Here is an 18,882-nt window from a genome sequence, read left to right as displayed (position 1 = left end):
GGACGAACGATGACGACGACCGAGGCGGACCCGACGGCGGACGGACGCGACGCCGTCGGGCCCCTCGAGCCCGGCGCGCCCGCTGGCTCCGCTGGGGCCGCTGGCTCCGGCGCGCCCGCTGGGGCCGCTGCGGCCGCTGGGGCCGCTGGGCCCGACGTGCCGACGGGGACCCGGCGCGAGCAGGCCTTCGCGGCCCGCCGCGCCGGGACCCGGCAGCAGATCATCGACGCGGCCGTGAGCCTCATCGCCGACCAGGGCTTCACGGCCACGTCCGTCGAGGACATCGCGTCCGCGGCGGGCGTGGCCAAGGGCAGCGTCTACTACAACTTCGGGTCCAAGTCCGACGTGTTCGAGGCCGCGCTCGCGGGCGGGCTCGAACGGCTGACCCTCACGCTCGAGTCGGCCCGCGCCGACCTGCACGGCAAGGCAGCGCTCGCGGCGCTCATCGCGTCCCTGCTCGAGCAGATCCGCGCCCACCCGGACTTCGCGAAGCTCCTCGCGGCCGAGGTCTTCCGGGTCGGGCGCGAGTGGCAGGAGACGGTCGGGCACATCCGCGCACGCGTCATCGAGTTCTACGCGGCCGCGCTGCGCGAGGAACGACCGGGGGCCGACGTGTCGCTGCTCGCGGCGTCGGTGTTCGGGGCGACGCTCGTCGCGGGCCTCGAGTGGCTCGTGTTCCAGCCTGAGCGCGAGTTCGACGAGGTCCTGGCCGCGGTGCTGGAGCTGGTCGCGGGGCTGTGACGGGCGTCGGCCCACCGGCCTGAGCCGTGGTGCCGGCCGCACTCGCCAGCTGCGGGCGCCGGGCGCGCGACAAGCGGTGCGTGCCTTGCCGTCGGCAGCGCACTGCACAGACGGGATGCGGTGCTCCCCGGAGGCGGACGTGTTTCTGCGCAGCCACCACAATGGTGGTGGCTGCGCAGAAACACGTCCGCCCGGGACCCAGGCCTGTGCCCGGCTCGGCCGAGACGCGACGGCGGGACGCGCGTGCCTCGGGCGACCCGACGGCGGGACGCACGCTCCGCCGTCGGGCCGCTGCACTGCTCAGCCGAGCAGGAGCTTCCAGCAGCCCACCCCGATGAGCCCCGCGAGGAGCGGAGCCACGACGGGCACCCACGCGTAGCCCCAGTCGGAGGGGCCCTTGTGCTTGAGGGGCAGGAGCGCGTGCACGATGCGCGGCCCGAGGTCACGGGCCGGGTTGAGCGCAGGCCCCGTCGGCCCGCCGAGCCCCGCGACGAGCCCCCACACCAGGAAGCCGAGCGCGAGGTGCGCGAGACCGGGCTCGGTCGTCGTCAGGGGCGAGTTGATGATCGCCAGGGCGCACGAGAACAGGATGACCGAGCCGAGCAGCTCGTTCGCGAACCCGTTCAGGCGGCTGTGCGCGGCGTTGACGGTCGAGAAGGTCGCGAGCACGTCGTCGACGTTCTCGGTGCGGTCGTAGTACGGCTTGTGCGTGGCGACGATCGCGAGCTGCCCCGCCATGGCCCCGAGCATCTGCGCGACCACGTACGGCGCCACGTCGGCCCACGGGAACATGCCCCACGTCGCGAGCCCGATCGTGAACGCCGGGTTGATGTGGTTCCCGCTGATCCCGCCGAACATGAGGGCCGGGATCATGACGCCGAACCCGTAGCCCATCGCGATCAGGCTCCAGCCGCCGCCGTAGCCCTTGGACCCCTTGAGGTGCACGTTCGCGACCGTGCCGTTGCCGATGATGATGAGAATCGCCGTGCCGATGAACTCGCACGCGGCGCGCACGGCCAGGGAGTAGTCGGGATCCATGCGCACACCCTGCCAGGGGCGGGGGCCGGGCGGGCGGCGCGACACCCCGCGAGACGCGGCCTGGCGCGAGACGGGGCGCTCGGGAACACTTGCGGGTCATGGACAGCACGGAGACGGTCGGGACCACGGCACGCCAGGCCCGACGGCGTCGCTCGCCGCGGTCCGTCGTCGCACGTACGGCGGTGGCCGCGGCGGCGGGGGTGCTGACCGGGCTGCTCGCCGCGTGCGTGCCCGGGTCCGGGAGCGAGACGTGCGTGAGCTGGGCCTCCTTCCCGGACGACGCGGCCCGGACCGAGCAGGCCGACCTCGTGGTCGACGCGACCGTCATCGAGCAGGCCGGTACCCGGTCGATGTTCGGTGCCGAGGCGAACGTGTGGTCGATCGAGGTCGGGTCGGTCGTGAAGGGTGACGCGGAGCCGGGCGAACGCCTGGAGGTCGTCTCCACACCTCCGACGTGCACGGGCGAGGCCTACCCCGACGGAGACCCGCTCGACGTCGCCGGCGAGGTGCGCCTCTACCTGAAGGACGCCGCGTCGTTCCAGCTCCCGGGGTCGGGCGACGGGTGGGCGCTCATCACCCCGCTCGACGGGGTCGGTGAGGCCCCGTAAGTCACCTGAAAAGGGACGATGCGGTAAGTATCGTGTTAAGTCCCCGCTTTCCTCTGTCGTGTTCTGCCCGCTGCCCTTACGCTCGCGACAACCGAACTCCCCGCAACGTCGCGCCGAGTGTGCGGTCGCCTGCGTGGGGGACCAGTGGAGGAGAACGAGTGTGAGAACACGTCCGATCGTCCCGTCCGTCGCCGCGCTGAGCCTGGGGCTCGCCGCGGTGTTCGTCCCACCGGCAGCGGCAGCCCCGCCTGCCCCGCCCGCCCCGCTCGAGGACCACGTCTCGGGCGCGGCCGTCATGCAGCACCTCGAGCAGTTCCAGGCCATCGCGGACGCCAACGGCGGCAACCGCGCCATCGAGACCCCCGGCTACGAGGCCAGCGCCGCGTACGTCGAGCAGGTCCTGACCGACGCCGGGTACACGCCCGAGCGCCAGTACTTCACGTTCGAGGACCTGAACGTCGACGAGCTCTCGCTCACGGCAGCAGGGGTCGCCGTCACCGAGGACGTCTACCCCGCCGAGTTCGCCCCCGACACCCCCGCAGGAGGCGTGACGGGCCCGCTCGTCCAGCCTGTCGACGCCCTCAAGCACGGCTGCACGGCCGAGGACTGGGCCGGGGTCCAGGCCACGGGCGGCGTCGCTCTGATCAGCCGCGGCACGTGCGCGTTCGGCCTCAAGGTCCAGCTCGCCGCCGAGGCCGGTGCCTCGGCCGTCATCATCTACAACAACACGATCGGCGCCCTCAACCCGACGCTCGGTGCACCCAGCGACGACTGGGTACCCGCGGTCGGCATCCCGCAGGCCGCGGGTCAGGCCATCCTCGCGGCGCTCGCGGGCGGCCCGGCCGACGCGACCTACGTGCTCCAGACGTCGATCGTCTCGCACACGACCTTCAACATCCTCGCCGAGACGAGCACGGGCCGGGCTGACAACGTCGTCATGCTCGGTGCGCACCTCGACGGCGTGCCCGAGGGGCCGGGCATCAACGACAACGGGTCCGGCTCCGCGGCGATCCTCGAGACCGCGGTCCAGCTCGCCGAGCACGGCGGCCCGCTCGACAACCAGGTGCGCTTCGCCTGGTGGGGCGCCGAGGAGGTGGGCCTGGTCGGATCGACGCACTACGTCGACGACCTGGTCGCGAACGACCCGACGACGCTCGACCAGATCGCGACCTACCTGAACTTCGACATGGTCGGTTCGCCGAACTACGTGATCGGGGTCTACGACGCCGACGAGTCCACCTACCCGGCACCTGTCGAGGTCCCGCCGGGCTCGCCCGAGACCGAGGACGTCTTCACGGACTACTTCGACTCGATCGGGCAGGCGTGGGTCGACTCGGAGTTCTCGGGCCGCTCGGACTACCAGGCGTTCATCGCGAACGGCGTCCCGGCCTCGGGCCTGTTCACGGGGGCCGACGACATCAAGACCGACGCGGAGGTCGCGCTGTTCGGCGGCACCGCGGGGATCTGGCAGGACCCGAACTACCACTCGGTGAACGACGACATCGAGAACATCGACCCGGTCGCGCTCGACATCAACGCCAAGGCCATCGCGCACGCCACGGCGTCGCTCGCGGCCGACACGTCGGCGATCAACGGTGTGGTCTCGCCCGTCGACCCCGAGCTCACGGGGCTCACGGCGACCGCGCGCTGCACGGGCAAGGTCGCCACGCTCTCGGTCGTCGCGACCAACGGTGAGGACCGGCCGCTCGACGTGCTCTTCTCGACGCCGTTCGGCACCAAGACGTTCAACCACGTCAACCCGGACAAGAACGTGCACCAGTCGTTCAGCGCCCGGTCCGGCTCGCTCCCGGCAGGCAGCGTGACCGTCAGGGCGTGGGATGACGCGGGCTCGCAGGAGACCTACACGATCGACTACGCGGCGCTCACCTGCTGACCTGGTCGTGAGACCGCGGGCCACGAGATTGGGCCCACGAGGCGGTCCTCGAGATAGAGGGTCGCCGTCGAGATAGAGGGTCCCGGCCCTCTACCTCGACGTGATCCCTCTACCTCGGCGGCAATGCACGACGGCGCCCCCTCCTCCGGTGAGACTCTCGCCGGAGGAGGGGGCGCCGTCGTGCACGGGAAGGTCAGGCAGGTGGGGCCGGGTCGCCCGGCGCGCCTGCCCCACCCGGCGCACCCGCAGCCTCAGCCGCCTCGCGCGCCGCCACGTTGCGCTTCGAGAGCAGGCTGTTGCGGTACCCGAACGACGCGTAGAGCACGAGCCCGATCACGACCCACACGAGGAACCGCAACCACGTGAGGGTCGTCAGGTTCGTCATGAGCCACAGGCACGCGACGCCCGAGAAGATGGGCAGCACGGGCGACCACGGGACGCGGAAGCCGCGCGCGATGTCGGGGCGCGAGCGGCGCAGGATCGGGATGCCGAAGCTCACGAGCACGAACGCCGAGAGCGTCCCGATGTTGATCATCTCCTCGAGCAGCTCGACCTGCGCGAGCCCCGCGATGAGCGCGACCACGATGCCCGCCCCGACCTGGAGACGGACCGGGGTGTGGAAGCGGTGCGAGGTCTTGGAGACGCCGCGCGGCAGCAGGCCGTCGCGGCTCATCGAGAACATGACGCGCGTGAGGCCCAGGAGCAGGACCATGATGACGGTCGTCAGGCCGATGAGGATGCCCACCGAGATGACGCGCCCGGCCCAGTCCGCGCCCACCAGGATGAAGGCCGTGGTCAGCGAGGGGTCGTCCGAGGCTGCGAGGTCGGTGTACGGGACCATGCCCGTGACCACGAGCGTCACCAGGATGTACAGCACCGTGACGACCGCGAGACCGCTGAGGATGCCCTTGGGGATGGTCTTCTGCGGGTTCTTGGCCTCCTCGGCCGTGGTCGCGACGACGTCGAACCCGATGAACGCGAAGAACACGAGCGCCGCGCCCGCGAGCAGGCCCATGACGCCGTACGTCGTGGGTTCGAGGCCCGTGAGGAACCCGAACAGGGGCTGCTCGAGCGCCGTCTTCTCGGGCGCGGGCTGCGACGGCGGGATGAACGGCGTGTAGTTCTCGGCCTTGACGTAGAAGAAGCCCACGACGATCACGAACAGCGTGATCGCGACCTTGATGATCGTGAACACGCTGTTGATGCGGCTGCTGAGCTTGGTGCCGATCGCGAGGAGCGTCGTGAAGACCCCGACGATGAACACCGGCCCCCACTCGAGGTCGACCGGGCCGATCGGGATGCTCAGCGGCAGGTCCACGCCGAACAGCGAGAACGCGTCCGCGAGGTAGATGCCCCAGAACTTCGCGATCACGGCCGCCGCGAGCAGCATCTCCAAGATGAGGTCCCAGCCGATGATCCACGCGACGAGCTCGCCCATGGTCGCGTAGGAGAACGTGTAGGCCGAGCCCGCGATGGGCAGCGCCGAGGCGAACTCGGCGTAGCACATGACGGCCAGCGCGCACACGATCGAGGCGATGACGAACGAGATGATGACCGAGGGCCCGGCGAAGTTCGCGGCGGCAGTCGCGCCGACCGAGAAGATGCCCGCCCCGACCGCGACCGCGACGCCCATGACCGCGAGGTCCCAGGCGTTGAGGTCGCGCTTGAGCGAGCGTTCCGGGTCGTCGAGGGACGCGAGGGACTCCTCGACGGACTTGAGTCGCAGAACACCTTTGGCCATCGCTCCAGTCTGTCGGCCGGGTGGGCATCACGCGCGGTGGGGGCCCGACGCCGTCGGGCCGCTGTCCGCGGCGCCCGCGCACCTGGGAGAATCCTCCGATGACCACCGCAACCCCGGAACCCACCCGTCCCGGTGCGCCGCTCGGCGCGACCGGGGAGCTCCTGGCCGTGTGCCGCGTGCACGTGCTGCTGCCCGACGCGGGCGCGGTCGGCGTGACCGCGATCGACAAGCGCCCCGTCGAGGGACCGGTCCGGGTCCGGCCCCTGGGCCTGTACGCCGACGTCCAGGCGGACCGCGCGCACCACGGCGGCGAGGAGCAGGCCGTGTACGCGTACTCGCAGGAGGACGCGGACCACTGGTCGGGCGAGCTCGGCTACGAGGTCACGCCCGGGCTGTTCGGCGAGAACTTCCGTACGCGCGGCGTCGCGGCGAGCGGGGCGCTCATCGGCGAGCGGTGGCAGGTCGGCAGCGCGGTGCTCGAGGTCACGCAGCCGCGCACGCCCTGCTCGACGTTCGCACGGCGCCTGGGCGAGGACCGCTGGGTCAAGCGCTTCACCGACGCCAACCGGACGGGCGCGTACCTGCGCGTCGTGACGACCGGGGAGGTGCAGGCGGGCGACACGGTCGAGGTCGTCTTCCGGCCCTCGCACGGCGTGACCATCGCCGACTGGTTCGGGGCGCGCGTCGCGGGGGCGACGGTCGAGGTCGCGCGGCGGCTCCTGGCGTCCGCAGCAGAGGGCGAGATCCGGCTGTCGGCAGAGATGCGGGAGCGGGCCGAGCGCGCCGTCCGCTGATCCGTCGCCGAGTGCATGATTCGGCTGCGACACGCCGGGTGTGTCGCAGCCGAATCATGCACTCGGCGGGAGCGCGGGGTGGCTCAGCGCGTGGGCTCGCTCGGGGGCCACTCGCCGTCGTCCGAGCCGTCGTCGGCCGCGAACAGCAGCTCGTGCAGCCGGACCTGGACCTCCTCGACGCGCGGGACGTCGGGCAGGGTCATGCCGGGCTTGGCGGTCGCGTCCGAGATGATGAGCGTCCCGCAGCCGAACATCCGGTCGACCAGGTCCTTCTCGTACGTGACGTCGTTGATGCGGTAGAGCGGGATGTCACGGCCGGTGCGCGTGATGATGCCCGAGCGGGTCGAGAGGCGCTTGGTCGTCACGGTGTAGTTCGTGGTCAGCCAGCGCAGGTGCGGCACCACGACCCAGACGATCGCCGCGACCGTGGCCACGCCGAGCGTTCCCCACAGGACCACGAGGTGCTCGGGGGCGAACCAGAGGATGGCCGTCGCGGCGGCCACGATCAGGACCAGGACGAGGATCGGCAGGAACAGGGCCTTGGGGTGGGTCCGCAGCTCCATGACGACGGTCTCGCCCTCGGCGAGGTTCTTGTTGACGCTCATGGGGAGCATCGTGCCACCTCACGCCGTCGGCAGGTTCCAGCCCTCCATGGTGTGCAGTCCGTGCCCGTGGCCGAGCAGGCTCACGCTCGCGGTCCCGAGCTCGAACCGCGCGGCGGTCGCCGGCCCCAGCTCGAGCCACACGGCCGCGAGCACGCGCAGCAGGTGCCCGTGCGCGACGAGCAGCACGTCGCCCCCGTCGCGCAGCACGGGCTCGGCGCGGCGGACGACGGCCCGCGCACGCTCGGCGACGTCGTCGAGCGTCTCGCCGGGCCGGGCGTCCACCGCCCCCTGTGTACCGGGGACGACGTGCACCCCGTCGCGGAAGATGAGCCAGTCCCGTCCGAGCTCGCGGCTCACGTCGTCGGCCGTGCGCCCCTCGACGGGGCCGTAGTCCCACTCGGCGAGGTTCGGGTCGGCGACCGCGTCGGGGAACCCGGCGAGCTCGGCGGTCCGCCGGGCGCGCAGCAGGGGGCTGCGCAGCTCGAGCGCGAACTCGCGCCCTGCGAGGAACGTCCCGGCGCCGCGCGCCTGCTCCTCGCCGTGCGGGGTCAGGGGGATGTCGCTCGTCCCGGTGTGCTGCCCGGTCAGGCTCCACTCGGTCTCGCCGTGCCGCAGGAGCACGAGCTGGGGGTCGGGCATGAGGGCCTCCGGGCGTCGGGACGTGGTCCCCTGAGCATCTCCCAGGCCCGACGGCGCAGCACCCGCAGGGCGTTCCGGTCGCCCCGCGCACGGGACGGGGTGGGCGGAGGTGTGACGGAGTCGGGGGTCGTCGGATGCCGGTCGGTACCTCTAGGCTCGACCGTCATGACTACCTACTCGATCCTGACGGTCACCGCTGCGCTCCGAGGCGAACCGTTCGAGGCCGAGAGCGACGAGGCGGCGCTCGACGTCGTCCGGTCACGCAAGCGCAGCGGGAACCTGCCGCTGACGTCCTTCACGCTCCAGACCTCCGACCAGCGCACCGTGGCGTCCTGGTCCGGGGCCCACGAGGTCGTCTGACCGGTCCGGAGCTATCCGGCACGACCCTCGGCCGACCCGACCCCGTCGCGGACGGGAAGGTGCCTCCCCAGGGTGAGGGCGTCGTCGGGCCCGTCGAGCGGAGCGAGTCCCAGGCGTTCGTAGAACGCGATCGCGCCCGTGTTCTCCGACCCCACGCCGAGGTGCAGCCCGGGGACGTCGAGGGCCACCAGCTGGTCCACGAGACGCTCGACGAGCCGCCGCCCCCACCCGCCGCCCTGGGCCTCGGGCAGCAGGTCGATGTGCAGGTGTGCGGGGTGCGAAGCAGGGTCGACGAGCCAGGGGCGCACCTCGACCGACCGGTCGTGGATCTGGCGGACCAGGCCTGCGTCGGGGGACTCGTCGGCAGGGTCGGGCAGCAGGTGCCGGGCCCGCAGCTCCGGCCACCACTCCCGTTCGCACCAGTCCTCGAAGGCGAGGGTGTCGCGGCAGCCGATCACGTACCCGACCACGCGCTCGTCGTCGGTGACGAGGACCGAGACGAGCCCCGGGTCGTGGGCCGCGTAGGGGGCGGCATAGACCTCTCCGAGGAGCCGCGGGTCGGCGAAGCGGTTGCTCGCGTCCCGGCCGTTGTCCCCCGTGCGCAGACAGATGTCGTAGAGCGCGTCCAGGTCGCTGGGCGCGTAGGGACGGATTCTCACGGTGGTGCTCCCTCGGGTCCGCGGGGTCGTCCGTCTCGGTGCTGAGGTCACGGTTCTGACTCGGCCTCTTGCGCGGGGCGACTCCGTGTGGAAGATTACTAGTCAAGTTTACAGACAATTAATTCGACCGACATCGATGGTGACGTCAGGTTCAGGCACTCTTGAGCCGGAGCACCGCAGACGTCGGGCTCGGTCAGGAGACGACGCAGTGAGCACGGACAGCACCAAGAGGGTCGGCAACGCGACCGTCCTGCGCGCCCTCAACGACGGGGCGGCGCTCGAGGCGCTGCTCCGGCACGGGCCCATGACCTCCGCAGGGCTCCAGGAACGACTCGGGCTGTCCAAGCCCGCGACCGCGACCCTCGTGGCTCGCCTCGAGGCGGCCCGGCTCGTCGAGCGGTCGGGTCACCGCGACGGCCGACCCGGTCCGCGCGCCGTCGTCTGGACGTTGCGTGCAGCCGCCGGCTACGCGGCCGGCGTCGACGTCGCGGTCGGCAAGATCTCGGTCCTCGTCGCCGACCTGAGCGGTCAGGTGGTCGGCCGGTCCGAGCGCGAGACCGAGTGGGCCGCCGAGGAGCACCCCGACGGCGCGCACCTCGCGCTGGTCCGTACCGTCGTGGAGGAGGCCTGTGCGCAGGCCGAGATCGGCCTCGCCGACCTGCTCCAGGTCGCGGTCGGCTTCCCCGGGTCGATCGACCCGGCGACCGGACGGCTCGCCTACGCGCCGCACATCGAGGTCTGGAACGACCAGGACGTCGAGGCCCAGCTGGGCGAGGTGCTGGGTGTCCCCGTCGCGGTCGAGAACGACGTCAACCTCGTCGCGCTCGCGGAGCTCGGGCGCGAGGACCTCGCGGACGTCACCGACCTCTTCGTGCTCTGGGTCGACCAGGGAGTAGGTGCTGCGACGCTCCTCGACCGGCGGATCCGCCGTGGTCGTCGGGGCGGCGCTGGCGAGATCGACCACGTCCCGGTCCCCGACCCCGCCCGCCGGGGCCGTGAGCCCGAGGGGCGTCGCAACGTCGCCAACCTCGTCCAGCTCGACGGCGTCGCGCGCCTCGCGCAGGCCTACCGTCTTCCCCCCTTCGACTCCGCACCGCTCGACACGCTGCGGATCGACCCCGCTCCGGAAGGCAGGGCGTCCGACGCCGCCCGCAGCCCCGAGGTCCGCAAGGCCGCGACGAGCGCGCTCGAGCGTGCCAGCAGCGAGCCGGTCGGCGACGCCGGGGACTTCCTCGACGACCTCGGTCGGCGTCTCGCGGTGGTCCTGAGCATGGTCGTCGGCGTCCTCGACCCCGACGCCGTGGTGCTCGGGGGCGAGGTCGCCGTCGCCGGCGGTGAGCCGCTCCGCGGCCGCGTCGCCACGGCCCTCCGCACGGAGCACGGCGCTCTTGCTCCTGTCCTCCTGTCCACCGCCCGAGGCAACGGCGTCGTCGAAGGAGCTCTCGCCGCTGCCCTCGACGAGGCAAGACGCCGCGTCTTCGGAGCGGGGAGCGTCACCCCCTCCTAGCCCGCACGGTCCGCCCGGACCGTTCGACCACCAGACCCCACACCTCACGCGACCCCGGTCGACCACCCCCTGACCCGTCGCACCCTCCACCAGGCACCACGCCGTCCCGGGCTCTCTCGCGCCCATTTCTCGAAGGAACGATGATGATCCGCACCCTGAACCTCCCGTCCCGAGGCGTCCCCGCCCGGGCGGGCCGGACCACCGGACGCGTCCGCGCCCGGGTGACCTCCGCCGTCGGGACGCTCGCCGTGAGCGCCCTCGCGCTCTCCGCCTGCACCGCCGGGACCGACGGCGGCGGGGGCAGCACCGCGGCCCCCGCCGACGACGAGGAGGTGTCGATCTCGATCTGGAGCGGCTTCTCCGACCGCGAGCTCGGCATCATCGACGAAGCGGTCGCCCGCTTCGAGGCCGACCACCCCAACTACACCGTCACGAGCCAGGGCAGCCAGGACGACGACAAGCTCGCCCAGGCCATCCGCGGGGGCAACGCACCCGACGTCGCGGTGTCCTTCTCGACCGACTACGTGGGGCAGAACTGCTCGTCGGGAGCCTGGCAGGACCTCGGGCCGTTCATCGAGCGGGACGGCGTCGACCTCGAGCAGATCCCTGCGGCCGTGCGCGGCTACACCGAGTTCGAGGGCACGCGCTGCGCTCTCCCCATGCTCGCCGACGTCTACGGGCTCTACTACAACCTCGACCAGTTCGCGGCGGCAGGCGTGACCGAGCCGCCCCGCACCACGAGCGAGCTCCTCGAGACAGCCAAGAAGCTCACGCAGTTCAACGAGGACGGCTCCATCAAGGTCGCCGGGTTCGTGCCGCTCATGAACTTCTACGCCAACACCCCGCAGGTCGTCGGCCCCATGTTCGGCGCGCACTGGACCGACGACTCGGGGACGTCGAGCATCTCGACCGACCCGGCGTGGGCCGCCCTCGCGACCTGGCAGAAGGAGCTCGTCGACTGGTACGGCTACGACAAGCTGCAGAAGTTCGTCGCCGGGTCGGGGCAGCAGTACTCGGCCGACCAGGACTTCCAGACGGGCCGCATCGCGATGGCCCTCGACGGGGAGTACCGCACGGCGTTCATCGACGACGCCGCGCCCGACCTGGCCTACGCGACCGCCCCGGTCCCCGTGAGCGACGACCGGGTCGACGAGTACGGCGGCGGGTACGCGACGGGCACCGTGATCGGCATCCCGCAGGGAGCCGAGAACCCCGGGGCCGCGTTCGAGCTCGTCAAGTACCTGGCCTTCGACACGGGCTCGCTCGTGGCGATGTCCAACGGGCTCAAGAACGTCCCGACGACGCTCGACTCGCTCGAGTCGCCCGAGCTCGAGGTCACGCCTCAGTTCCAGACGTTCCTCGACGTGTTCGCCTCGGACGGGCTGTCCAACAACCCGCCGTCGGCGAACGGCGGTGCCTACCTCAAGACCGTGTCCGACTTCTTCGACAAGTGGCAGGCGGGCGGCGTGAGCGACCTCGACGCCGCTCTCGCCCAGGTCGACACGGACATCGAGAACGCCAAGGGCATCGGCGGCTGACCATGACCGTCCTGGCTCCTGGCCACCCCGGTTCCCCGGCCGCCACCGTGCGGCCGGGGGACCCGGCGGGCCCTGCTCTGCGGCGCAAGCGCTCGCGGCGCCGTGCGCTGACCGTCCTCGCCTTCATGGCGCCCTGGATCGTCGGGTTCACGCTGTTCCTGGTGTACCCGCTGGTCTCGACCGTCTACTTCTCGTTCACGAACTACGACCTCATCTCCGCCCCGACCTTCGTGGGCCTGCGCAACTACACGCACATGTTCACCGCGGACCCCATCATGTGGATCGCGATCAGGAACACTGCGTGGCTCACGGTCGCGATCACGGTGGGACGCGTGCTGTTCGCGCTCGTGACCGCGGTGACGCTGACCAAGGTCAAGCGGGCCACGGGCATCTTCCGCACCCTGTACTACCTGCCGGCCCTCGTGCCCCCCGTCGCCGGCACGCTCGCGTTCGTGTTCCTCTTCAACCCCGGTTCGGGTCCGGTCAACAAGGTGCTCGGCTGGTTCGGGATCGAAGGGCCGCTGTGGTTCCAGGACCCGGCGCTCGCCAAGCCCGCGCTGACAATGCTCGTCCTGTGGGGCGTGGGCGAGCTCATGATCATCGTCCTCGCCTCGCTGCTCGACGTCCCGACCGAGCTGTACGAGGCCGCGGGCCTCGACGGCGCGGGGGCGTGGCGGAAGTTCTGGCACGTGACCCTGCCGTCGATCGTCCCCGTCCTGCTCTTCTCGGTCGTCACGTCCGTGATCGCGGGCCTGCAGTTCTTCACGCAGGCCATGGTCGCGGGGTCGGTGGCCTCGGGTTCGTCGCAGGTCGCGGGCAGCAGCCAGCTCGCGGGCTACCCGGAGAACTCGACCATGACGTTCCCCATGTGGCTCTACCAGCAGGGATTCCAGTACTACAACATGGGCTACGCCTCCGCGATGGCGGTCGTGCTCTTCCTCGTGTCGGGCGCGTTCACGCTCCTCGTGCTGCGCCGCATGACCCGAGGCTCCGACGAGGCAGGTGCCTGACATGACCACTTCCACGACCCTGCCGGCCCCCGCCGGCTCGTCCGCTCCGCACCGTCACGGGCGCACGTCGCGCACCGCGCGCCCGTCGGCCCAGCTGCCAGGGTTCCGCCTGAGCCCGCGCGCCCAGCGGATCGCTTCCTCGGTCGCGACGCACTCGTTCGCGATCGTCCTGGCCGTGATGTTCATGGCCCCGATCGTGTTCGTGGTGCTCACGGCCTTCATGTCCGACCAGCAGGCGCTCACGGGCGCCTGGTGGCCCACGTCGTGGCACGCGGAGAACTTCGCCGCCGTCTTCGACAAGGCGCCCATGCTGCGGTACTACCTGAACTCGCTCGTCTACTCGCTGCTCGCGACGCTCGGCATGCTGCTGTCGTCGGTGCCCGTGGCGTACGCGCTCGCGCGGCTGCGCTGGAAGGGGCGCAACCTGTCGTTCGTGCTCACGGTCGTGGCGATGCTCCTGCCGCCGCAGGTCGTGGCCGTTCCGCTCTACATCCTGTGGGCGCGGCTCGACATGACCGGGACGCTGTGGCCGCTGATCGTCCCGTACTTCGTGGGAGACGCGTTCAGCATCTTCCTGCTGCGCCAGTTCTTCCTCACGATCCCCGAGTCCTACTCGGAGGCCGCGCGGCTCGACGGCCTGAGCGAGCTCGGCATCCTGCGGCGCGTGATCCTGCCCATGGCCAAGCCGGGCGTCGCGGCCGCCGCGCTGTTCACGTTCATGTACACGTGGAACGACTACTTCGGTCCGCTCCTCTACACCGGGGAGAACCCCCAGAGCTGGACGCTGTCCCTGGGCCTCGCGTCGTTCCGCGGGGTGCACCAGGTCCAGTGGAACCTGACCATGGCGGCGACGCTGCTCGCGATGATCCCCGTCGTCGCGATCTTCTTCGTCGCCCAGAAGACGTTCGTCGAAGGGATCTCCTTCTCAGGTGTGAAGGGGTAGTCCGGGAGGTGCCGCGGGGGACCGGAACTGGGCCGGGAGCCCGCGGTGGAGGTGCGGGGCCGCTCGACGTCCGCGTCGGGCGGCCCCTTCGTGCGCTCCGGCCCGACGGCGGCGCGCACCCCGGGCGGTGCGGCGCACCTCAGCCCGTCCCCGCCCCGGGCGGTCCCTGCCTCAGGCCACGCCGTCGAGGCCCACGATCGACAGGAACACCACGAGCGACCCGAGCAGGACGACGGCGACGCCCACCGAGATGAGCAGGACGGTGCGGGGACGGACGGGCATGGGGCTCCTGCCGGGGTTGCTGGCGCACGGGCTGCGCGGGTCGCGTCGTGTGGCGCGGCCGGCCGCGGGTGCGGGGACCCGACCATCGTAGGCAGCCCCGGCACCGCTGCCGGCCGGGTCAGGCCCGGGCGTCCGCGAGCTCGGACGCGCCGCTCATCCGGCGCGCGAGCATCCCGTCACGCCACGTGAGGTACCCGCCGTCGAGGTTGCGCACGTCGTAGCCGAGCTGGCTGAGCAGGCGCGCGGCCGTGTGCCCGCGCTGCCCCACCTGGCAGTGCACGACGACGGGTACCCCGGTCGGGATCTCGGCCGCGGCCCGTGCGCGCAGCTCGTCGAGCGGCACGTTGAGCGCGGGGAACGTGCCCGTACCGCCGTCGGGCTCGACGGTCCCGCGCGCGTGCTCGCCGGGCGTGCGGACGTCGACCACGGTCGCCCCCTGGGCGACGAGGTCGTCGAGCTCGTGCCACTGGACGCTGCGGGTCTCGACCGCGCGCAGGTTGTCGGCCACGTAGCCGAGCATGTTGACGGGGTCCTTGGCCGAGCCGTACGCCGGGGCGTACGCGAGCTCGAGGTCGGCCAGGTCGGAGGCCGTGAGGCCGCCCGCGATGGCCGTGGCGAGGACGTCGATGCGCTTGTCGACGCCGTCCCGCCCGACGCCCTGGGCACCCAGGATCAGGTCGGTCTCGGGGTCGACGAGGAGCTTGAGGGCCATCTGGCTCGCCCCCGGGTAGTAGCCCGCGTGCTGGGCGGGGTGCGTGTGGATCGCGCGGTAGGGGCGCCCCTCCGCGCGCAGGCGCTTCTCGTTGCGTCCCACGGTCGCGGCCGTGAGCCCGAACACCCCGACGACGGCCGTGCCCACCGAGGGGCGCATGCCGGCGCGGCGGCCGAGGATCACGTCGGCGACGTGGCGGCCGTGCCTGTTGGCGAGGTTGGCGAGCGGGATGAGCGTGGGCTCGTCGGCCCCGGCGGGGCCCGAGCCCGCGGCGAGCCCGTCGCGCTTGGTCGCGGCGTCGCCCACGGCGAACACGTCGGGGACCGAGGTGCGCAGGTCCTCGTCGACCAGGATGCCGCCGCGGGGGCCCGTCCTCGCGCCAGCGAGGACCGCGAGCTCGACGTCGGGTCGGACGCCGACCGCGGCGACCACGAGGTCGGCCGGGACCTCTCCGCGTGGCGAGCCGTCCGCGGACGTGAGCTCGGCCGTGTCGGGGCCGAGCGCACTGACCTGCGTGGACGTGCGGACGTCCACGCCGTGGGCCTCGAGCTCCTGCCGGACGCGGACGGCCATCTCGGGGTCGAGCGGGGCCAGGACCTGGTCGGAGAGCTCGACGAGCGTCACGGCCAGGCCCCGGTGGACGAGGTTCTCCGCGACCTCGACCCCGACGAACCCGCCGCCGATCACGACGGCCGAGCGGGCGGGCGCGCGGAGGTGGTCGGTCGAGGGCTCGCCCAGGGGCGCGGGTGCGCCGGTCGGGTCGGTTGTCTCCGACGGGTCGGCTGCGCCGGTCGGTGCGTCGACGTCGACGCCGACGAGGGGGCCGTCGCTCGCGCGGCCCTCGATCGCGGCGACGATCCGGTCGACGTCGGACACGTCGCGCAGCACGAGGGCGCGCTCCATGCCGGGCGCGGGCGGGACGATCGGGCGCGCGCCGGGGCTCAGGACGAGGCGGTCGTAGGTCTCGACGTGGTCCAGGCCCGTGGTCAGGTCGCGGACGGTGACGGTGTGCGCGGCGGCGTCGACCCCGGTCACGCGGTGGCGGACGCGGACGTCGATCCGGAAGCGGGCGGCGAGCGACTCGGGGGTCTGGAGGAGGAGCGCGTCGCGCTCCTCGATGACTCCGCCCGCGTAGTACGGCAGACCGCAGTTGGCGAACGAGACGTGCTCGCCGGCCTCGAGGACGACGATCTGGGCGTCCTCCGAGAGACGGCGCAGACGGGTGGCCGCGGACATGCCTGCCGCGACTCCTCCGACGATGACGATCTTCATGCTTTCCTCCTGGGGTTCGGGACGACTATACCCCGGGGGGTATATTGATCATCAACCCGATCAGGAGGATCACCATGTGCAGAGCTGTGACCTGCAAGAAGTGCGGCAAGACGACGTGGGCCGGCTGCGGCCAGCACGTCGACGACGTCATGCGGGGCGTCCCGCGCAAGGACCGGTGCGAGGGGCACGCGGCCGAGCCGTCGCAGGGCTCGTCGCCCGGCTCGTTCCTCGCGAGGCTGTTCGGGTCGAACAGGTCATGACCGAGCCCGGCGTGACCGCGCCGGCGGCGCCCGGGCCGCTCGCGCCCGACGCGGCCTCCGCGCCGCTCGCGGTGCAGGTCCGGCGGCAGGTGTGGGGGAGGCGTCGGCTCGTCGTCGGCGCCTCTCTCGCACCGGGAGTGCTCTGGCTGCTCGTGCAGGCCGGAGGCGGCTGGTCGCCCGCGGTCACGCCCGGGTGGGTCGCGCTGCTCGCGGTGGTCGCCGTCGTCGGCGCACTCACGCTCGCGACCTACGTCCCGGCCCGGGGCGAGGTCTGGCGGGATACCCTCGGGTGCTCGCCGTGCGCGGTCGTCTCGGGAGGCACCGTCCTCGCCGCGGTGTTCCTGGTGGGCCAGGCGCCGCACCAGGTCGGGATGGTGCTGCCCGCGCTGGCTGTTGTCCTGTTCGGGCTGGTGCAGCGCACGAGCAGCACCCGCGACGTGTGCGTGCGACGAGAGGAAGAGTCATGGAGCTCGACAAGGACGAGATGAAGAAGGTCTCGAACCGGCTCAAGCGCGCCCAGGGGCAGCTCGCCGCGGTCGTGCGGATGGTCGACGAGGGCGGCGACTGCGCCGACCTCGTGATGCAGCTCTCCGCGGTGTCCAAGGCGCTCGACCGCGCCGGGTTCGCGATCATCGCGTCGGGCATGAAGCAGTGCCTCACGGACGACGAGAACGGCCCGGCCGACGTCCAGAAGCTCGAGAAGCTCTTCCTGTCGCTGACCTAGTGCGAGGGCATCTCGAGACAGCCGCCGTCGGCGATCGGGCCGCCTGACTCCAGCGCGAGCACGCCCGGCCGGACGTCTCCGAACACGCACCCGCCCGGGACGCTCACGCCGATCCCGAAAGCCGTCGTGCCGTCTCCCCAGACGTCCGTGTCGCCCGTGGTCTGGACCGTGGTGAAGCCCGCAGCGGTCAGGGCGTCGACGACGTCCTGCGAGCGGAACGTCGCACCGGACCCGGCGAGCGCGGCAAGCGCCGCCTCGACCGCCGGGACCGAGCGTGCCGCGAGAGCCGCGTCCTCCGGGGTGGAGCTCCGCTGCCGGTACGCGTCGTTCGAGCGCATGAGCGCTTCGGGGTCGTACGGCAGGCAGCCGGCCGGTGTGTCGTCGTCGGTCGCCGGGCAGGCCCCGGTCGGTGACGGCGAGACGGTCGGGGAGGCCGCGTCCGCGGGCTGGTTCGCCGAGCGATCGGCCCAGGAGTCGAGCTGCAGCGCGACCGCGCCCAGCACGAGGACGGCCCCGAGCGTGCCGACCGCCAGGATCGTGACCAGGCTCCCGAGCACCCAGCGTCCTGCGCTCACGAGGCCACGACGAGACGGGTGATCGCGGCGACCGCCTCGTCGTCCCAGGTCGCCCCCGGAGAGTCCGTGCGGGTCATGACGACGAGTGTCGTCGGCTCGACTCCGGGCCGCCACAGGACGCCCGCGTCGTTGACGACGCCGTAGCCGCCCGCGCCGGTCTTGTCCGCGAGCTCGTAGGTGCCGTCGAGGCCGGCGCGGAAACGCTTGCCGGACGTGGTGCTCCGCAGCATCCAGTCCCCGAGCCGTGCCGCGGTCAGGGCGCCGGCCCCGCGCTCGAGCAGGAGCGCGCCGTAGATGCGCGCGGCGTCGTCCGGCGTCGAGGTGTCGCGGACGTCTCCCGGCGTCGCCTCGTTGAGCTGCGGCTCGATCCGGTCGAGGCGCGTCGCGCGCGCGCCGAGCGAGGCGGCGAAGCTCGTGACCGCCGTCGGGCCGCCGATCTCCCGCAGCACGAGGTTGCCCGCGGTGTTGTCGCTGAAGCGGAGCGCGGCGTCGGCGAGCTGCGCGGGGGTCATGCGCCACGTCGTCGTCGCGGACGTCACGGGGGAGTTCTCGACGAGGTCCTCCGGGCCGAACGCGATCTCGCGCGACCAGTACGCGTCGTCGTAGGCCTTGTCCGCGAGCAGCGCCCCCACGGCGATCGGCTTGAACAGCGAGCACATCGGGAAGCGCTCGGCCGCGCGGTAGCCGTAGTCCGCCCGGCCGCCGCCACGCACGCTCACCCCGACCGTGAGCGACCGCGACCGTTCGAGGTCGCGCAGGGCGTCGTCGAGCCCGGGTCGTCCGGCGGTCGACGGTGATCCGGAGGCCGGGGAGGCGACCGCAGGGTCCGTGCCGTGCGGAGAGCAGGCGGCCGTGAGCCCCGCAGCGGCGAGCAGGGTGAGGACGGATCGGCGGGAGACCGGTGGGGCGGTCGTGTCTCGAGGAGTCATGCCACGAGTCTCGGAGCGGCGATCGATGCAGACAAAGCACGAAATGCCCCC

General features: G+C 72.2%; 20 protein-coding genes. 12 read left to right on the top strand and 8 right to left on the bottom strand.

Annotation, left to right across the window (positions count from 1 at the left end):
- The first annotated feature begins 9 nt into the window (after nucleotides 1–9).
- Nucleotides 10–741: a TetR/AcrR family transcriptional regulator gene (locus ASE27_RS16650; RefSeq protein ID WP_235534497.1), complete on the top strand. Its 732-nt coding sequence runs from the start codon at nucleotides 10–12 to the stop codon at nucleotides 739–741.
- 300 nt (nucleotides 742–1,041) lie between these two features.
- Here ASE27_RS16650 and ASE27_RS16645 read toward each other — a convergent pair whose 3' ends face one another.
- Nucleotides 1,042–1,779, bottom strand: coding sequence for an MIP/aquaporin family protein (locus ASE27_RS16645; RefSeq protein ID WP_056652954.1), 738 nt, complete (start codon nucleotides 1,777–1,779; stop codon nucleotides 1,042–1,044).
- A gap of 98 nt (nucleotides 1,780–1,877) precedes the next feature.
- Between ASE27_RS16645 and ASE27_RS16640 the strand changes: the two genes are divergently transcribed.
- Nucleotides 1,878–2,387, top strand: coding sequence for a hypothetical protein (locus ASE27_RS16640; protein WP_056652952.1), 510 nt, complete (start codon nucleotides 1,878–1,880; stop codon nucleotides 2,385–2,387).
- Nucleotides 2,388–2,547: 160 nt separating this feature from the next.
- A complete protein-coding gene (locus ASE27_RS16635; protein ID WP_235535470.1) occupies nucleotides 2,548–4,281 on the top strand; it encodes a M20/M25/M40 family metallo-hydrolase in 1,734 nt (577 codons plus the stop codon).
- 193 nt (nucleotides 4,282–4,474) lie between these two features.
- Here ASE27_RS16635 and ASE27_RS16630 read toward each other — a convergent pair whose 3' ends face one another.
- Complete coding sequence (locus tag ASE27_RS16630; protein ID WP_056652949.1) at nucleotides 4,475–6,022, bottom strand: APC family permease; 1,548 nt, start codon at nucleotides 6,020–6,022, stop codon at nucleotides 4,475–4,477.
- A gap of 98 nt (nucleotides 6,023–6,120) precedes the next feature.
- Here ASE27_RS16630 and ASE27_RS16625 point away from each other — a divergent pair, with 98 nt between their 5' ends.
- Entirely contained in the window at nucleotides 6,121–6,816 is a 696-nt protein-coding gene (locus ASE27_RS16625) for an MOSC domain-containing protein (RefSeq protein WP_056652946.1), read from the top strand.
- Between the two features lie 83 nt (nucleotides 6,817–6,899).
- Here ASE27_RS16625 and ASE27_RS16620 read toward each other — a convergent pair whose 3' ends face one another.
- Together ASE27_RS16620 and ASE27_RS16615 are read right to left on the bottom strand one after the other, a co-directional pair.
- Nucleotides 6,900–7,421 carry a PH domain-containing protein gene (locus ASE27_RS16620; protein WP_056652943.1) on the bottom strand — a complete coding sequence of 174 codons (522 nt, stop codon included), beginning with the start codon at nucleotides 7,419–7,421 and terminating at the stop codon, nucleotides 6,900–6,902.
- A gap of 18 nt (nucleotides 7,422–7,439) precedes the next feature.
- A complete protein-coding gene (locus ASE27_RS16615; protein ID WP_056652941.1) occupies nucleotides 7,440–8,060 on the bottom strand; it encodes a histidine phosphatase family protein in 621 nt (206 codons plus the stop codon).
- Between the two features lie 165 nt (nucleotides 8,061–8,225).
- Here ASE27_RS16615 and ASE27_RS16610 point away from each other — a divergent pair, with 165 nt between their 5' ends.
- Nucleotides 8,226–8,420 (top strand): hypothetical protein, encoded by a 195-nt coding sequence (locus ASE27_RS16610; protein ID WP_056652938.1) that lies wholly within the window; start codon nucleotides 8,226–8,228, stop codon nucleotides 8,418–8,420.
- 11 nt (nucleotides 8,421–8,431) lie between these two features.
- Here the strand turns inward: ASE27_RS16610 and ASE27_RS16605 are convergent, their stop codons facing one another.
- Nucleotides 8,432–9,079 carry a GNAT family N-acetyltransferase gene (locus ASE27_RS16605; RefSeq protein ID WP_082609048.1) on the bottom strand — a complete coding sequence of 216 codons (648 nt, stop codon included), beginning with the start codon at nucleotides 9,077–9,079 and terminating at the stop codon, nucleotides 8,432–8,434.
- A 208-nt stretch (nucleotides 9,080–9,287) separates the two neighbouring features.
- Between ASE27_RS16605 and ASE27_RS16600 the strand changes: the two genes are divergently transcribed.
- The 4 genes from ASE27_RS16600 (at nucleotide 9,288) to ASE27_RS16585 (ending at nucleotide 14,077) form a co-directional block, all read left to right on the top strand.
- Nucleotides 9,288–10,586 (top strand): ROK family transcriptional regulator, encoded by a 1,299-nt coding sequence (locus ASE27_RS16600; RefSeq protein WP_056652935.1) that lies wholly within the window; start codon nucleotides 9,288–9,290, stop codon nucleotides 10,584–10,586.
- A 143-nt stretch (nucleotides 10,587–10,729) separates the two neighbouring features.
- Nucleotides 10,730–12,124, top strand: coding sequence for an extracellular solute-binding protein (locus tag ASE27_RS16595; protein WP_082609092.1), 1,395 nt, complete (start codon nucleotides 10,730–10,732; stop codon nucleotides 12,122–12,124).
- Nucleotides 12,125–12,126: 2 nt separating this feature from the next.
- The gene (locus tag ASE27_RS16590; RefSeq protein ID WP_082609046.1) at nucleotides 12,127–13,134 is read left to right on the top strand and encodes a carbohydrate ABC transporter permease; all 1,008 of its coding nucleotides are present in this window, start codon (nucleotides 12,127–12,129) and stop codon (nucleotides 13,132–13,134) included.
- 1 nt (nucleotide 13,135) lies between these two features.
- A complete protein-coding gene (locus ASE27_RS16585; RefSeq protein ID WP_056652932.1) occupies nucleotides 13,136–14,077 on the top strand; it encodes a carbohydrate ABC transporter permease in 942 nt (313 codons plus the stop codon).
- A gap of 400 nt (nucleotides 14,078–14,477) precedes the next feature.
- Here ASE27_RS16585 and ASE27_RS16580 read toward each other — a convergent pair whose 3' ends face one another.
- Nucleotides 14,478–16,343, bottom strand: a complete 1,866-nt coding sequence (locus ASE27_RS16580; protein WP_056652929.1) for an FAD-dependent oxidoreductase — start codon at nucleotides 16,341–16,343, stop codon at nucleotides 14,478–14,480.
- 74 nt (nucleotides 16,344–16,417) lie between these two features.
- Here ASE27_RS16580 and ASE27_RS16575 point away from each other — a divergent pair, with 74 nt between their 5' ends.
- From ASE27_RS16575 to ASE27_RS16565, 3 genes are read left to right on the top strand one after another with little or no spacing between them, the layout of a single operon-like run.
- On the top strand, nucleotides 16,418–16,603 hold the full coding sequence (locus ASE27_RS16575; RefSeq protein WP_056652926.1) for a hypothetical protein: 186 nt from the start codon (nucleotides 16,418–16,420) through the stop codon (nucleotides 16,601–16,603).
- On the top strand, nucleotides 16,600–17,091 hold the full coding sequence (locus ASE27_RS16570) for a hypothetical protein (RefSeq protein ID WP_056652923.1): 492 nt from the start codon (nucleotides 16,600–16,602) through the stop codon (nucleotides 17,089–17,091). Before ASE27_RS16575 ends, ASE27_RS16570 begins: the two co-directional genes overlap by 4 nt.
- A complete protein-coding gene (locus ASE27_RS16565; protein WP_056652920.1) occupies nucleotides 17,067–17,327 on the top strand; it encodes a metal-sensitive transcriptional regulator in 261 nt (86 codons plus the stop codon). Before ASE27_RS16570 ends, ASE27_RS16565 begins: the two co-directional genes overlap by 25 nt.
- Here ASE27_RS16565 and ASE27_RS16560 read toward each other — a convergent pair.
- Nucleotides 17,324–17,902 (bottom strand): hypothetical protein, encoded by a 579-nt coding sequence (locus ASE27_RS16560; protein WP_157257677.1) that lies wholly within the window; start codon nucleotides 17,900–17,902, stop codon nucleotides 17,324–17,326. The genes ASE27_RS16565 and ASE27_RS16560 overlap by 4 nt on opposite strands.
- Nucleotides 17,899–18,831, bottom strand: a complete 933-nt coding sequence (bla, locus tag ASE27_RS16555) for a class A beta-lactamase (RefSeq protein ID WP_056652914.1) — start codon at nucleotides 18,829–18,831, stop codon at nucleotides 17,899–17,901. The genes ASE27_RS16560 and bla overlap by 4 nt, the downstream gene beginning before the upstream one ends.
- Nucleotides 18,832–18,882: the final 51 nt, after the last annotated feature.

The sequence above is a fragment of the Oerskovia sp. Root918 genome, from assembly GCF_001428945.1.
Lineage (GTDB): Bacteria > Actinomycetota > Actinomycetes > Actinomycetales > Cellulomonadaceae > Oerskovia > Oerskovia enterophila.
Note: the sequence above shows the minus strand (reverse complement) of the source record. Positions and strands in the feature narration are given on the sequence as shown.

Bases quoted from the DNA above. Each gene is read 5' to 3' on its own strand.
- ASE27_RS16580 (WP_056652929.1), bottom strand. From the start codon at position 16,343: ATGAAGATCGTCATCGTCGGAGGAGTCGCGGCAGGCATGTCCGCGGCC.
- ASE27_RS16570 (WP_056652923.1), top strand. From the start codon at position 16,600: ATGACCGAGCCCGGCGTGACCGCGCCGGCGGCGCCCGGGCCGCTCGCG.
- ASE27_RS16595 (WP_082609092.1), top strand. From the start codon at position 10,730: ATGATCCGCACCCTGAACCTCCCGTCCCGAGGCGTCCCCGCCCGGGCG.
- ASE27_RS16645 (WP_056652954.1), bottom strand. From the start codon at position 1,779: ATGGATCCCGACTACTCCCTGGCCGTGCGCGCCGCGTGCGAGTTCATC.
- ASE27_RS16640 (WP_056652952.1), top strand. From the start codon at position 1,878: ATGGACAGCACGGAGACGGTCGGGACCACGGCACGCCAGGCCCGACGG.
- ASE27_RS16585 (WP_056652932.1), top strand. From the start codon at position 13,136: ATGACCACTTCCACGACCCTGCCGGCCCCCGCCGGCTCGTCCGCTCCG.
- ASE27_RS16610 (WP_056652938.1), top strand. From the start codon at position 8,226: ATGACTACCTACTCGATCCTGACGGTCACCGCTGCGCTCCGAGGCGAA.
- ASE27_RS16630 (WP_056652949.1), bottom strand. From the start codon at position 6,022: ATGGCCAAAGGTGTTCTGCGACTCAAGTCCGTCGAGGAGTCCCTCGCG.
- ASE27_RS16590 (WP_082609046.1), top strand. From the start codon at position 12,127: ATGACCGTCCTGGCTCCTGGCCACCCCGGTTCCCCGGCCGCCACCGTG.
- ASE27_RS16620 (WP_056652943.1), bottom strand. From the start codon at position 7,421: ATGAGCGTCAACAAGAACCTCGCCGAGGGCGAGACCGTCGTCATGGAG.
- ASE27_RS16625 (WP_056652946.1), top strand. From the start codon at position 6,121: ATGACCACCGCAACCCCGGAACCCACCCGTCCCGGTGCGCCGCTCGGC.
- ASE27_RS16565 (WP_056652920.1), top strand. From the start codon at position 17,067: ATGGAGCTCGACAAGGACGAGATGAAGAAGGTCTCGAACCGGCTCAAG.
- ASE27_RS16575 (WP_056652926.1), top strand. From the start codon at position 16,418: ATGTGCAGAGCTGTGACCTGCAAGAAGTGCGGCAAGACGACGTGGGCC.
- ASE27_RS16615 (WP_056652941.1), bottom strand. From the start codon at position 8,060: ATGCCCGACCCCCAGCTCGTGCTCCTGCGGCACGGCGAGACCGAGTGG.
- bla (WP_056652914.1), bottom strand. From the start codon at position 18,831: ATGACTCCTCGAGACACGACCGCCCCACCGGTCTCCCGCCGATCCGTC.
- ASE27_RS16650 (WP_235534497.1), top strand. From the start codon at position 10: ATGACGACGACCGAGGCGGACCCGACGGCGGACGGACGCGACGCCGTC.